This window comes from Paenibacillus sp. TCA20 (genome assembly GCF_000732325.1).
Lineage (GTDB): Bacteria > Bacillota > Bacilli > Paenibacillales > Paenibacillaceae > Paenibacillus > Paenibacillus urinalis.
Map to the genome: position 1 here is coordinate 186,590 of NZ_BBIW01000005.1, position 13,886 is coordinate 200,475.

15 protein-coding genes and 2 pseudogenes are annotated in these 13,886 nt (G+C 42.7%); 6 read left to right on the top strand and 11 right to left on the bottom strand.

The genetic code is table 11. The features are described 5' to 3' along the window. Nucleotides 1-192: 192 nt before the first annotated feature. Nucleotides 193-486, bottom strand: a complete 294-nt coding sequence (locus TCA2_RS27555) for a hypothetical protein (RefSeq protein ID WP_238546358.1) — start codon at nt 484-486, stop codon at nt 193-195. Nucleotides 487-666: 180 nt separating this feature from the next. Beyond that, a pseudogene (locus TCA2_RS27995) lies at nt 667-846 on the bottom strand (RHS repeat-associated core domain-containing protein); the annotation flags it as partial. A 108-nt stretch (nt 847-954) separates the two neighbouring features. Here TCA2_RS27995 and TCA2_RS11765 point away from each other — a divergent pair. Next, nucleotides 955-1,344: a VOC family protein gene (locus TCA2_RS11765; RefSeq protein ID WP_047911804.1), complete on the top strand. Its 390-nt coding sequence runs from the start codon at nt 955-957 to the stop codon at nt 1,342-1,344. A 32-nt stretch (nt 1,345-1,376) separates the two neighbouring features. Beyond that, on the top strand, nt 1,377-1,793 hold the full coding sequence (locus TCA2_RS11770) for a MerR family transcriptional regulator (RefSeq protein WP_047911805.1): 417 nt from the start codon (nt 1,377-1,379) through the stop codon (nt 1,791-1,793). Between the two features lie 171 nt (nt 1,794-1,964). Here the strand turns inward: TCA2_RS11770 and TCA2_RS11775 are convergent, their stop codons facing one another. Continuing rightward, the gene (locus TCA2_RS11775; protein ID WP_238546359.1) at nt 1,965-5,003 is read right to left on the bottom strand and encodes an FtsX-like permease family protein; all 3,039 of its coding nucleotides are present in this window, start codon (nt 5,001-5,003) and stop codon (nt 1,965-1,967) included. 144 nt (nt 5,004-5,147) lie between these two features. Further along, a complete protein-coding gene (locus TCA2_RS11780) occupies nt 5,148-5,915 on the bottom strand; it encodes an ABC transporter ATP-binding protein (protein WP_047911987.1) in 768 nt (255 codons plus the stop codon). A 186-nt stretch (nt 5,916-6,101) separates the two neighbouring features. Here TCA2_RS11780 and TCA2_RS11785 point away from each other — a divergent pair, with 186 nt between their 5' ends. Together TCA2_RS11785 and TCA2_RS11790 are read left to right on the top strand one after the other, a co-directional pair. Beyond that, the gene (locus TCA2_RS11785) at nt 6,102-6,773 is read left to right on the top strand and encodes a response regulator transcription factor (protein ID WP_047911806.1); all 672 of its coding nucleotides are present in this window, start codon (nt 6,102-6,104) and stop codon (nt 6,771-6,773) included. Then, a complete protein-coding gene (locus tag TCA2_RS11790; RefSeq protein WP_047911807.1) occupies nt 6,770-7,798 on the top strand; it encodes a sensor histidine kinase in 1,029 nt (342 codons plus the stop codon). The genes TCA2_RS11785 and TCA2_RS11790 overlap by 4 nt, the downstream gene beginning before the upstream one ends. Nucleotides 7,799-7,932: 134 nt before the next feature. Here TCA2_RS11790 and TCA2_RS11795 read toward each other — a convergent pair whose 3' ends face one another. Continuing rightward, the gene (locus TCA2_RS11795; protein WP_047911808.1) at nt 7,933-8,571 is read right to left on the bottom strand and encodes a DJ-1/PfpI family protein; all 639 of its coding nucleotides are present in this window, start codon (nt 8,569-8,571) and stop codon (nt 7,933-7,935) included. Nucleotides 8,572-8,752: 181 nt separating this feature from the next. On the opposite strand from TCA2_RS11795, the gene TCA2_RS11800 reads away from it, so the two are divergent. Then, complete coding sequence (locus tag TCA2_RS11800) at nt 8,753-9,349, top strand: TetR/AcrR family transcriptional regulator (protein ID WP_047911809.1); 597 nt, start codon at nt 8,753-8,755, stop codon at nt 9,347-9,349. 238 nt (nt 9,350-9,587) lie between these two features. On the opposite strand, the gene TCA2_RS11805 is transcribed toward TCA2_RS11800, so the two are convergent. Both TCA2_RS11805 and TCA2_RS11810 read right to left on the bottom strand, forming a co-directional pair. After that, on the bottom strand, nt 9,588-9,860 hold the full coding sequence (locus TCA2_RS11805; RefSeq protein ID WP_047911810.1) for a DUF2277 domain-containing protein: 273 nt from the start codon (nt 9,858-9,860) through the stop codon (nt 9,588-9,590). A gap of 236 nt (nt 9,861-10,096) precedes the next feature. After that, nucleotides 10,097-10,672, bottom strand: a complete 576-nt coding sequence (locus tag TCA2_RS11810; protein ID WP_370510343.1) for a chloramphenicol phosphotransferase CPT family protein — start codon at nt 10,670-10,672, stop codon at nt 10,097-10,099. A gap of 376 nt (nt 10,673-11,048) precedes the next feature. On the opposite strand from TCA2_RS11810, the pseudogene TCA2_RS11815 reads away from it, so the two are divergent. After that, nucleotides 11,049-12,041, top strand: a pseudogene (locus tag TCA2_RS11815) (IS110 family transposase); the annotation flags it as partial. A gap of 28 nt (nt 12,042-12,069) precedes the next feature. Here the strand turns inward: TCA2_RS11815 and TCA2_RS28000 are convergent. The 4 genes from TCA2_RS28000 to TCA2_RS11830 all read right to left on the bottom strand — a co-directional run bounded on the left by TCA2_RS28000 (nt 12,070) and on the right by TCA2_RS11830 (nt 13,809). Further along, complete coding sequence (locus tag TCA2_RS28000) at nt 12,070-12,198, bottom strand: IS3 family transposase (RefSeq protein ID WP_152557715.1); 129 nt, start codon at nt 12,196-12,198, stop codon at nt 12,070-12,072. Continuing rightward, a complete protein-coding gene (locus TCA2_RS28005; RefSeq protein ID WP_370510345.1) occupies nt 12,158-12,538 on the bottom strand; it encodes a transposase in 381 nt (126 codons plus the stop codon). The genes TCA2_RS28000 and TCA2_RS28005 overlap by 41 nt, the downstream gene beginning before the upstream one ends. 79 nt (nt 12,539-12,617) lie before the next feature. Beyond that, nucleotides 12,618-12,827, bottom strand: a complete 210-nt coding sequence (locus TCA2_RS26920; protein WP_238546361.1) for a transposase — start codon at nt 12,825-12,827, stop codon at nt 12,618-12,620. Nucleotides 12,828-12,930: 103 nt separating this feature from the next. Then, complete coding sequence (locus TCA2_RS11830; RefSeq protein ID WP_047911811.1) at nt 12,931-13,809, bottom strand: PhzF family phenazine biosynthesis protein; 879 nt, start codon at nt 13,807-13,809, stop codon at nt 12,931-12,933. Nucleotides 13,810-13,886 lie beyond the last annotated feature (77 nt).

Consider the following 13,886-nt stretch of genomic DNA (forward strand, 5'->3'; position numbering starts at 1 on the left):
TACACCACCTTTATTATTATTAACATCACCTGTACTTATTTGGATTATTGTACCTATACCATTTCATAATTTGCGAGATTGAACTTCTTATTTGTGCTCGATACTGGGTTACAAGCAATGATTGAGCCCTATTTAATTCCGGTTCACCTTCAATTGGTTTACACATTTTGTCCAACCCTTACCACATTCCCTTTATTGTCTATTACATGTACATGACCTGCAGGCATGGTCATTGCTATGGTAATAATGTTCAATATATCCAAAACTATTTTTTCCAATATAACTTGGCGGCAGCTCAGCAGCATAAGCTGTTGGCATAAATGAATCCCATATTTTATCCCAAGCGTTCGATCCAGGCTCAACTATTTGAACCTTTATCCTCACACCAATTGCTTTTCCACTTTGAAGTATAAAGCTTGCATCACCAATATAACAATCCACATAAGAACATGCATTATTACGGATTCGATCGTTTGCCTTCTCCAATCTTAGTTGCATTTCCTTTTGTTTCGATACACATGTACTATTATTACAATATTTCTGGATATACCTTTGAATTTCTCCCCACATTTTGGAGTTGTTTTCGAGTTGCGGATTGTTTATTAATCCGTCATAGCCACTATATGAATCTACGTAACAACCAGCATCCCTACCAGCTACACACATACCACTGAGGTCTATATGAATTAACGGATTATTGAGCACGTAAGTATACATATTCAGAGTTATAGGATCATTGAGTTGCCCTTCATACGTATCCTCATTAATAAAACGCCCTATATTCGGATCATACCAGCGAGCCCTCCGATATTGGAGATTGGTCGAGGAGTCCCAATACTCTCCTGCATCATTAAGTCATCGCCATTATATCAATTTTACTCTTGATCTGGAGTGTACTCCAAGTTGTATCATTATCAGTATGCAAGTAAATTCCACTTCTTGGAGGCGCGAAATATGGGAGTTCAAAAACTGGAGCATGTAGGCGTAGTCGTGAGAAGCATCGACGAAAGCTCTGCATTTTACGAGAAAGTGCTCGGCATGGAGCTTAAAGAAATCCGTCAGCCTAATCCTAACGTACGTCTTGGATTTTTAGGTTTTCCCGGGGAAGCGAATCTCATCATCGAGCTGGTAGAAAGAACAAATTCAGAGCTTCCAAACGAAGGAACCGTGAACCATATTGCCTTTACGGTAGAGGATGTCGAACAGGAAGCAGCTCGGATTGCAGAGCATGGCGTAGCTTTTATTAACGAAAAAATAGTAACGTTGGCGGACGGAACCAGATTCATATTCTTCCAAGGGCCGGACGGAGAACGCTTAGAATTGTATCAACCGGCCTCTGCTTGAGTTAGAATGGGAAGATAAGGAGGTGCAGCAAAGTGATCGAAATTCCTGAATCTGTAAGCTCCATTAAACAGGCATCCGAATTAACGGGGCTCTCCGAGGATACGATCCGCTATTACGAGAAGATTGGCTTGCTTCCGCATGCCGACCGCAAAGCAAACGGACACCGAACGTATAGCAAAAGCCAATTGGCGGGCATGGTTTTCTTAACGAGGCTCAAGGCAACAGGCATGACTCTGGAGGAGATGAAGCATTTCCGCAATCTTTACGAAGCAGGCGCTGCCTCTATCCCTCAGAGAGTCTCCATACTAATGGAACACAAGGAAAGAATTCAGAAAGAGATTGAACGATTGATAGAGACGCAAAGAATTATTGATTACAAGCTCGACAATTATCATGAGATCGTTGTAAATCCCAACTTAAACAATACCGCCTGCAATCCTGCCGAATAGCAAAGATGAATAAGCTCGTTCGACACTTTGAATTGTTTAGAATCACAGCCGTCTTGTCGCGCTGGTTCAAAGCCGAATTTTGAGTATTACGACGGGTATACCGATGAGAAACACAATTCGTATTACATTTCTTAAGATACTGTTTGTACTGTTTCTCTCTTTCACGTAAGACTACTTAATTATTTTAACCTCTGCGTATGATGAATTAGATGACTCTAGCAAGGGCTGCGAGATAGACTTTAAGTGATAATCAAAAAACGCGGATACATATTCCCTCTGAGCATCAAGCGCTCGCTGAGGATCAACGGGTCCTATGCTTTGATGGATCACCTGCCTGGAGAGACTCAGCTTCATCGCAATCTGAGGTAACAGGTACTGATAATCAGTGAAGGTAAAATGCGCTCCGTTCGGTATACTTAAATCGAATTTCCATCCGCTTGTTCGGCTCCAGAACATACCCCGGTCCTCAGCAGTCAAATGCGAGTCCACTTTCCCCTCATCATTGATACCGGAGTTAAGCAGCATAAAGGGACGATCTAGACCATGTTGAGCCACGGGAAGTGGATGGTTAGGCATATGCCCTAAAGTTCCGTCCATATCAATTCCCGCATCGAACCGATCATCTTCATACATCGTTTGAGCCGCTGTCGCACCTCCTGCGGAGTGCCCATAAATGCCTACCTTTGACAAATCAAGCGTTTCAGGCAACCCTTGAGGCAATCCCTTCTGCTCTGCATCGATATTACTCCCGGTCCTCATCTCCTCCAATTGATCCAATGCAAATCGCACATCATCAACTCGTACCTCTATCATCTTTAGCACCGTTTCAGCATTAATCTCCGGTAATGTTCCCTTTACAATCCGCCCGTCGGGAAATTCGACTACAGAAGATTCATGTGTGTGATCTATTGTGATAACAACATACCCCTGGCTAGCCAGCTCCTGAACTAGAATAGTGCCAAAACTTCGTGGTACAGTGCCTCCTGGTGAGAAGAAAATCACTGGCCATCCTCCTTTTTTAGCAACTGCAGGTGCATCCAGCCATGCATGCGTATCAATGCCCGATAAATCAATCGTCCCAGGATCCAGACCAATCGATGGGATTTCTTCTTCATCGTAATGCATAGCCGCACCCTCATGCATATATGCTGCCCGCTGTTCGCTTTCTTTTTCAGCCGGATACCAAATACTGATCATGAGTTCCCTCTGGAGTTGGTTCACCCATGGATCTATTCTTTCCGTGTCCACCAAGTGAAGCTCTGTAACGCCGATCACGTAATTCCCTTTCGGTTTAGGTAGATCAAAGTGAACATCGCTTGTACCTCGATCTTCAGCTTCTTTCAGTGGTTCCGGAGCCAACCAGACGAGGAATCCAACGAGTATTAGGATACCTGCTACTATACCAAGTAAAGCGAGACGGCTGGAATGTAATGCTTCCCCGATGAGGAGTTTGCTGACCGATCCTATGGTCAATATAAAATAGAACATGTAAATCACCAAAAAGATGCTTATACAGATCAGTATCGGCTCCAAAAGGCTGATGCCTCCCAATCCTCCGAACAACCTTCTCATCCAGGTGAAAATGACAACATAGTGGACTATTCCAACAAGCAGCGGGAGCATAAAAACTACAGCGTTTTGCTTGATGATGGACGTTCTGATTTCCTTGTTACTCACACCAATCTTCTTGAGAATATCATAGCGGGAAATATCACCTGTAGCTTCAGTCAATTGCTTAAAATAAAGGACACTACCCAATGCAAGGAGGAACACAAGCCCAAGAAAACCAAGAATAAATACATTCAACCCCGCATTTTCAATTCCTACACGATACTCGGCATAGTACGAGGACATCTTGGATTCCGGTGTTGCTATGTCGGCAAGCGTATCGGAGGTTTTTTTCGTCGTTTTTTGTTCTTCTACCGCATATCCAATATAATTTACAGGCGTACTTTGCCGTTCTACGAATTTGTATAATTCGTCAGCTACTACGATCATGTTATCCGGATAGCTCCAGTTCACGATTCGCTCAATCGTCATATCTGTATAAGCCAAGGTTAACTGCTGAGAGGACAGCTGCAGAGAGATGGTTTCATAATCATAATCTGCCCACTCATGTTCGGTAAACATCGGGCGAATTGCGATCGCTTGATCGCTTTCCGTTACATTAACTTGGGGAATGCCTAGTGCTTCTGCAGCTTGGTTATATCCGCTCATCGATATCACTTTGATGGGCTGCTCGTTATTGGCTAGCTGTTTGTTTGATATAATTTCGTTATTAGAAGAATAACCGTTAAGTTGAACGACTGAAATCTCCACCTGCGCAGTAACAGGATGTTCGGCATCTCTTTTGATGATATCGTCCACTTGCTTATTGAAAGCTTCGTCCTGACTGACAAACATGTAGCTGAATGGAGCAGCCAAACGCGCCGAATGTTCGTAGGTGTGGTAGGTGCTCAATCCAAAACTAAATGCACATAAAGCCAATGCCGACAAGATGGAAATGATGGTGAACGTACGGGCATTGCCCCTCATCCGGTATACAAGATTTGAGGTAATAACCAAATTCATACCTTTAAAGTAATGCTGCTTACGGCCTTTCATCAATCTCAGCATAAAAATGACAAATGATGAAAACATAAGTCCAGTGCCCAAAATGATTCCAACCGTCATCATTCCTAGGTTGGTTAGTATCTGTTCAGTATTTGTGAACTCCCTTAAACCAATCTCATAACTGATTGACAAGATAAGGACCGCAGCACACGCAGAAATGATGGAAGCTCGCGATTCACTCTCACCTTCCTGTTCTGCCCTAAACAACTCGATCAACCGGAATCGGTAAATCAGTCTGTAAGCTTGCAGTGACGTAATCAGAATAATGATCATGAACACAATGACTGTACTTGCTACTGCTGGAAATGAAATTGAAATGCTAATGTCGACATTAACGCCGAGCAACCTCGCCAACATCATGGAGAACAGCTTTGATAATAGGGTTCCAACCATAACTGCTAAGACCAGCACAATCGTACCAATCAATAGGTTTTCATAAAACAGTAGTTTCCCAATCGTTTGATTAGGTAACCCCAGTAGCGCGTAAAGCCCCACCTCCTGTTTCCGTTTCCGGGTAAAGAATTGATTCGAATACAAGATAAACACTGAAACGAACAATATCAGGACTATGGAGGCGATGAAAAAAATAGATTTCATACTTTCCGATGATTCAATTGATCTGATGATTTCTGTACTATTCTGAAGAGAAACGAAAATATAAAAAATGACCGTACTTACAAACATGGAAAAAAATAAACGAAGTAACTTCGGAAATTACCCTGAATATTTTTCCTTGCCAGATCAAACAGCGTCATTTGCATCCCCTCCGAGCACGTTCAGCACATCAAGTATCTTTTTAAAAAACTCTTTTCTGGTCATGTTGCCTTTGACTAGCTCTGCGAAAATACCGCCATCTTTAATAAAGAGCACTCGGGTGCAATAGCTTGCTGCGTAAGCATCATGTGTAACCATAAGAATCGTGGCAAACTCCTGCCTGTTCAGATCATTCATGGTTTCCAGCAAATCTGTTGCTGCACGTGAATCTAGGGCTCCTGTCGGTTCATCCGCCAGGATTAGTCTCGGATCGGTAACGATTGCCCGTGATGCTGCGGTACGCTGCTTTTGCCCGCCAGAGATTTGATAAGGGTATTTATCCATCAATTTTTCTATGCCAAACCGATTCCCGATTGCCTCAACTCGGTGCTCTATTTCTTTCACGTCCATCTTGGCCAGAGCAAGAGGAAGCACTATATTTTCCTTGACAGTTAGCGTATCTAATAGATGATAGTCTTGAAAAATAAATCCTAGCTTCGATCGGCGAAACTCGGATAACTGAGCTTCATTCATTTGCAGCACACTTTCCCCATCTATTACAACGTCTCCTGAGGTCGGCTCGTCAATTGTGGAAACGATATTGAGCAGTGTCGTTTTCCCGGAACCGGAAGGCCCCATAATACCTACAAATTCCCCCTCATAAACGTTCATATCAATCCCATGCAGTACTGGCATGACATTCCCTTTGACGGCGAATGACTTTTGTAATTGATTAATTCTAACGATCTCTTTCATTTCTTGCATAGCACCTCCTTTGTTAATTACTTTGTAGCATAACACCTTCACTTACAAGGAACCTTGATTCTGACTTACGTTTTCCGTAAGCAGACTTACACTTTTGTCACCTTGTATAATAGAGATGTTTCCTTTATATAACAAAGTTATAATGAGATGGACTTAACCTATTTGGAGGTAACAAGTGTGAAGATTATGATAATAGAAGACGATGTGACGATAAGAGAGATGCTTGGAGTTACCGTTCAGAGATGGGGATTCGAAGCTGTTCTTTGTAACGATTTTGATCAGGTCCAGCAACAATATGTGAAAGAACAACCTCATCTGGTGCTTCTAGATATTAATCTGCCAGTTTATGATGGATTCTATTGGTGCAGTAGGATCAGAGAAGTCTCCAAAGTCCCAATTATCTTCCTCTCTTCCCGAAACACTCCCATGGATATGGTAATGGCGATCAATATGGGTGGAGACGACTACATCACGAAGCCCTTCTATGACGAGATCCTCATCTCTAAAATCAAAGCGTTGCTGCGTAGAACATACTCTTATACAGATTCTGTCCTAAATGTAATTGAGCATAACGGTGTGATATTGAACCTGAATGAAGGAAAGCTGTTATGCGGGGCACAAACGGCCGAACTTACGAAAAATGAGTTTCGAATTTTAAATCTTTTGATGCAAAACAAAGGAAGAATTGTCAGTCGAGAGAAAATGATGCGACGTCTGTGGGAAGATGAAAGTTTTGTAGATGACAATACATTAACCGTGAATATGACGCGTATCAGAAAAAAACTAATGGAATTGGGACAGAATCAATTCATAACGACGATCAAAGGTGAGGGGTATATAATTAAATGAGTCTTTTACAATACTTAGAAGATAAGCTTTCTGTTATTATACTGGCTGTTTCAATGATGCTTTTTACCAGCTTAATGATGTTTATCAGTCCAGGTGGTAGGTATGACACTGAGGATATTCTTTACAACTTGTTAGGTTGCTTTACTTTGATAGGAGTATATCTGGCCGTCGGATTCACTCGCCGCTACGGACATTATAAAGTACTGAGTGAAATAATCAAAAATGGCGGAAACGATTTCTTTGCTGCAATCCCTAAGTCTTTAAGTCATGAACAGAGACTGTATATGTCTCTGGCCAGAAAGCTCCATAAAGCCAAATTGGAAGCAGACCAGACTTTCCATGAGGAGCGAACGGACTTTCATGACTTCATCATATCTTGGATACATGAAGTGAAGCTACCTATAACAGCATGTCATCTACTGTTGAGAAATAATACAATCAGTTCTTTAGAAGAGCTCGTGAACAAGCTGGAGGATGAAGTAAACAAAATTGATCATTATGTAGAACAAACACTCTATTATTCCCGGATCGATTCATTCTCAAGAGATTATCTGATTGCAGAGGTTTCATTGAATCAAATCATGCGGGCCAGTGTCCGGAAGTATGCTAAGATGTTCGTCGCCAAGCGAATCCGATTCACCATGTGGGAAGAAGAAACAACGGTTTACAGTGACACTAAATGGCTTGGATTCATTATAGACCAGATCGTCACCAACGCTTTGAAATATACAGAGCGTGGAGGTTCCGTTATCTGTTCTCTTGAGGAAAATACGAGAGAGAAGCGCCTATTGATCCAGGATTCCGGTATTGGTATTCTTCCGGAAGAGCTGGTCAGAATTTTTGACAAAGGATTTACTGGTTCTAATGGTAGAAAAAATACTAGCTCTACTGGCATGGGATTATACCTGGCCAATCAGATGGCAATCAAACTTGGCCACTCGCTAACTGTGCAATCAGAAGAGGGTCAATATACGGAACTTGCAATAATCTTCCCTAAATCGCGTAGCATCTATCACTATATTTAATTTCACACATACACTTAATTAGCGACTTTCAATGGGTCTTTGTTCTTGTCCCCGGTCAGTTCTTGTTCTCGGATGACAAGAACATAAACCGGGTTTTTGGCTAATTCGCTGGCCACAATCGAATCGAAATCGACCTAAAAAGCTTTTTCATATCCATCATACTCTACTGTATCTGCTGTCATGAGGGCCACTTCTTCACCCAATAGTCTTTTGACAAGATGAAAAGCTAAGTGAAGCCCCGCATCTGGTCCTTGTGCAGTAATAATGCTCCCCTCATCTACGAACTTTTGATCTTGAATTACCGTGACTTCAGGAAAATACTTCTGGAAGGAGTCCAGTCCTTTTCGGTTGGTAGTTGCTTTTTTCCCATTTAACAGCCCCGCTTGAGCTAAAGCGAATGCACCCGTACAGACAGATGTCATCAATTCTACAGTTTGATCGGTGATCCACTGGATCACCCTTGTATTTGCGATCAGTTTGCGGATTATCGGCTGGAAACCGCCTGGAATCAAAACGATATCAAATTGGGGGGCATTCTCAATGCTGTAGTCGGCCATAATGCGGAGGCCATTGCTGGCCGTAACGATTCCCCCTGTTTCTGATACCGTATGAACTAAAAATGGCTTAGGCTGCTCATCCGCTGAGCCAAAGATCATATTCTGAACATCTTGAGCACTGTATCGCGTAACTGATAGAATCTCAGACGGACCAACGAAGTCAAAAGCGTCAACCTGATCAAATACGAGCATACCTACCGACCATTGTTTTTTCATAAGAATCAATCACTCCTCTTTGATTTGAAATGTTTGCACACCACAAAAAAACCGAACGTTCGTTATATAAATTACCATAAATTTCATTAACCGTCTATATACATTTACGACTCTTTACAGAGGCATCATTTGATATATAATCAAAATAACGAACGATTGTTTTTTTTTGAGGGGGATGGCGTTGAAAAAAGGAGAAAAGACCAAGGATTTTATCATCCGACAAGCTGCCGTTTTATTCAATCAGAAAGGGTACTTTGGCTCCTCTATCTCGGATTTGACCCGTGTCACAGGTATGCAAAAGGGCGGAATCTATAATCATTTCGAGAATAAGGATCAGCTTGCCCTAGAAGCGTTTGAACATGCTGCAACGGTATTGAGAGCATCTTTCGTGGATGCGATGGCGAACAAAAAGACGGCTTTTGAAAAGCTGTCTGCCGTTATTTCAGTCTATCAGGATGCTTATGATAATCCCCCGCTTGCAGGGGGCTGTCCCGTTCTAAACACAGCCATCGAGAGTGATGACGCTCATCCTGCATTAAAGGAAAAGGCGCAAATAGCGATGGGTAGTTTTTTGGAATTAATCCGTTCTCTTCTTCGGTTGGGGATCGAACAAGGGGAGTTTAAAGAAGAGATAGAGGTGGAAGAATTTTCCATCTATATAACCTCAGTAATTGAGGGCGGAGTCATGTTGAGTAGACTGTACGAAGACAATTCACATATCCGTTCTAACATTAATCGGTTGCTAAGTGAGATTGATAAATATCGAACGAGAAATTGAATTCTCTCGCCGCAGGATGGCCGCCGAATCGCATCTGCGGCCTTTTCCTTTTGATCATTAAATTCCAGTTAGATATTTATCTAATTGGTAATCGGCTCATGTTCTTGCCCTTTTCGGCAATCGGACTACTCCTTTACTAGCTTGTCTGCATGATGTTCTGTAGTAATTGCATATAACATCTAATTTACATAATTCATAAATAATCACATAACTCTAATGCGATTCACTCTATACCCACTCAGGATTCTCCGAATCGCTTGGCGTTCCGTGCCCGGGCCCGAGCGATCTCGACCTCTCGATTGCGAGGTTCGGCTTGAGTCACCAGAGAATCTAGCAGCTGTCGTGCAACGACGGTGAACTCTTGCACCGCTTGGTTAAACGCCGCTTCGTTCGCTTTGGAAGGACGGTTAAAGCCCGAGAGCTTCCTTACGAATTGCAGCGCTGCAGCCTGAATTTCTTCTTCCGTCGCAGGCGGGTCGAAATTGAATAAGGTCTTGATATTTCGGCACATGGCATTTTAAACCCCTTTCTTGAAATGAACGCACTTTGTTGTATCCAGCATAACATAGTTTGTTCATTCCTGTAGTTACTCAACATCTCATATTAAAAAAAGAAGCGGCTGCTAACCGGCAAACTGCCCTTTGCTGTATTGAGCTAAAGTTTCCCGTTAGTTTATTTCGAAATGCGGGCAGACCGAAGGGCAATAGCCCCAATGCTTGAATATGTCGTTATCTGATGATTCACCTTCTATGAAACAATAATCTCTCTTTTACTTAAATTCTTAAACACAGAGTAATCCTGATCGGACTTGATAAAACTTAATATTTTATCGGTACATTCAACTGGGCTGAGCTCTTCCGTGTTCACTTCAAGATCATATTCATTATATGAATATGTGTAGTCGAACTGGGAGTGGGCAAGTCCAATCGCGCGATCTCCCCTGCCCTGCTCTCTTCTAGTAAGTTCTTCTTTCGAGCATCGTACCCCTATAAACAATATAGGATGATCAATAAGTACATCATAAAAATCATTAAACGACTTGTCATTTGGGATTACGGTATCTACGATTACATTAAAACCTAATTCGGATAACAATTTAATTGTAGAAAGGTACACTGAGAATATGGAATGATCAACTATTTGCGAGACAACTTGATGATCTATTCCTCTTGGAGGTTCATCTGGAAATTTGTTATTAACAAAATCATTGTAATTACTAAAAAACTCATCAATTGATAAATGGTAAAAAGGAATCTCTTTTTGATTTATCAGTTCAGTTGATAAGGAGGTCTTTCCAGAACTTGACGTTCCGTTCAAATACACAATGAGTCCTCACTTCACATGAATCACCCTTATCTATTGATTTGCGTTTCATTCAGACAACTTATCCTAACAATTTTTTAAAATTATCCAAGTGATAAAATATTCGAGGAATGATTCAGCAATCCTGCCCATCGTATTATGAGATTAACCAATTCTTTCTGGTTGATCCTTTTTGCATTAACTAAAAGGATTAAATGTAGCCGTGTCGAACGCACCTGCCCGTGGGACCAGATCCCGAGCGCTATAAAGTTCACCCCTACTTGTCATAACCATGTTTGAGGCTGGTTGGGACATCGATCCCGTATCACATGCGATGCTGTGGCGCGACAAGGAGTTCGTTGGGGCTACCGGTTAATTGATTTCGAGGAGAGATAAAATGAACCCTGTTATCGGGCTAGACATATCTAAAGAAGAAAGTCACGGACAAGCTTTCTTAGATCGAGGAAAACCATACCAAGGAATTTTCTATTTCCAACATACGTGGGATGGGCTTGAGATATTGCTTCAAGTTTTTCAGGACATCGAACGTGAATCAGGTCATCGGCCTACAATCATTCTGGAAGCCACTGGGCACTACCAAAGCCCTGTCTGTCAATTTCTAGAGGAACATCACTATGTATTTATCGTAATCAATCCGCTCATTTCTAAGCGGTTTCGAAAAACAAACCTTCGTAAAGTAAAAACAGATGCTGCCGACGCTCTTCTTCTCGGCGATCTGTACTATAGGGAGGAATTCGAACCCATCAAAAAAAGAGGTGTCCAATTGCTCAATATGCGTTATCTGACGCGCCAACATGAGTCCTTCTCTAAGATGGCCGTGCAGACAATGCTGCAATTCCAAGCTGTTTTGGATCAGGTTTTCCCAGCGTATAGAGGTGTTTTTAGTGCTATGTATTCTAACGTATCTCTTCGCTTCTTACATGAGTTTCCTACCTCATTTTTCGGAAAACCATGTATGAGAGCCACCTCATCAATCTTAAGATCTTAATCAGCCTTATTCTTCAGTACCCGGAGCATCTTGCTATGTTGGAACAGACCATAGATGCCCTGGCTACTGAGATTGAAGAGTATGATTTAATCCAAGTCAATTCCCGGTATTGGCCCTAAAATTGCAGCAACAATTTTATCCGAAATTGGGGAAGTCGACCGATTTGACCATCCAAAGAAACTGGTTGCCTTTGCAGGCATAGACCCCAGTGTTTTTGCTTCAGGTAAGTTTACAGCAACTCGGAATCGAATCACTAAACGTGGTTCCAGGCAGCTTCGGTATGCACTTGTTATGGCGGTACAGTGTGGTCTGATCCGATCTCGCAACACTCGAATGAAAGAATTTTACGAATGTAAAAGATCCGAGGGAAAACTGGTCAAGACCCCGTTTAGTGGACATTAAAAAACACCTATCCAAACTGACGTCGAAATTCTATCGGCGTCAGTTTTTTTAGTTTACGCTGTGGCCGTCTTTTGTTGTAAAATCGGATATATTTTTCAATTCTCCTTTGTGCCTCTAGCATATTTCGTATAATCATAAGGGTAGAGTCCTTCCGTTTTGAGATGCGAGAAGAAACTCTCCATAGAGGCGTTGTCTAGACAATTGCCCCTGCGAGACATGCTGATTTGGGCGCCAACCTTTGGCAGCATGTCGTGGTAGGCATGAGACGTGTACTGAAATCCTTGGTCGCTGTGAACGATCAATTCAGTCACGTCTTTTTGCTTAGAGAACGCTTTGGCAAAGGTTTGAAGCACCAAATCATTGTCATTCCGTTGGCTAAGTTCGTAGGCCACAATCTCGTTGTTAAACAGATCTTTCACAGCTGAAAGATAGAGCCAACGCTCGCCAACCGGTATTGAGTCACATCGGTCACCCACTTCTGGTTTGGTTTTTCGGCAGTAAATTTCCTTTGAAGCAGATTCTCAGCTACACGTTCGAGCAGCCTTATATGTCAAGTTAAATCGACGTTTCCGGCGAATGCTGGCCTGAAGGCCAAGCTGTTGCATCAGACGTATGACGCATCCATCGCTTCATCCGCCCCTCATCTTGAATTCCGAAATGGTCGTTGATTTGTCGATAGGTCCATTTCTCTTCTACGTGCATACGAATGGCCTCCAACTTGAGTTCCTCAGAATATGCCCTAAACTTTTGACCTTTGATCGCCATACAAAAATGCACCCCTAGAATTTCATCGGTTAAACCCAGGGGTTTTTCCAATGTCCATTCTAAGGGGTGCAGTTCAGGCTAAAAACAGGCTTTTTGATTCCGCTTATATCATAATTTGTCTTCGTTCAATGCCAGCGACCGCACCACCAACCCGAACCTGGTTGATTTCACCGCTCTCGCTCAGGCGCAATCCAGCCTTAATTTCAGAAGGACAATCCATCGAATACCCTTGCCTGAAAATAACGTGCTCTACTTCCCGCAAAGATCGTTGGCCATGTTGGTACAAATAGCAGAGCAGGGCACCGTTGGATGTTCCTGTCGCACTCTCCTCGGGAATATCGTGCAGCGGCGCAAAATTTCGGCATTCCGCAGCAGCATCGTCTGGAGTATCCAGTGTGAACAGATGATATCCAACCACATCATATTTTTTGCTTATGGCGGTTATAGCGTCAAAATTGGGCTGAACCTCATTCAAGAGCTTCCTACTGCGAATCGGGATCAAAATGTCCCGAAGCCCCGTCGAAACAATCTGGATGGGCAACCCGGTTTCAAGATCCTCGGCATCCATCCCCAAAGATGGGGCGATTTCCTCACAGGATATCCTTTCAAGAAATTGTGGTAAAGCCTGTGACAAATAAACAAGACCCTCCGAGCTAATATCGACATCCAATATCCCTGCCTTGGTTTCTATCCTATAGAAGGCCCCTTCCTCTGCCAAACCCAGCGAACGCATTAGTCCAAATGCAGCAATCGTGGCGTGTCCGCACAGATCAACTTCGCTGGTGGGGGTGAAAAAGCGGATTTTGTAATCCGCAAGCAAGGATTTTTCCATAAAGGCCGTTTCCGAAAAGCCCAAATCCTTCGCTATGAGCTGCTTCTCGGTATCATCCAGCGAAAGGCCATTCTCCAAGACAACGCCGGCTGGATTACCGCCACGGTCCCCTTTCGCAAACGCATTTAACGTATACACTTCCACATTCATGTTCCTCTCCTCCTCAACGGATGTGTAATGATTATCCCAGTCAATCTCTCCCACTTCCATGGTAAGTCGCAGTTATA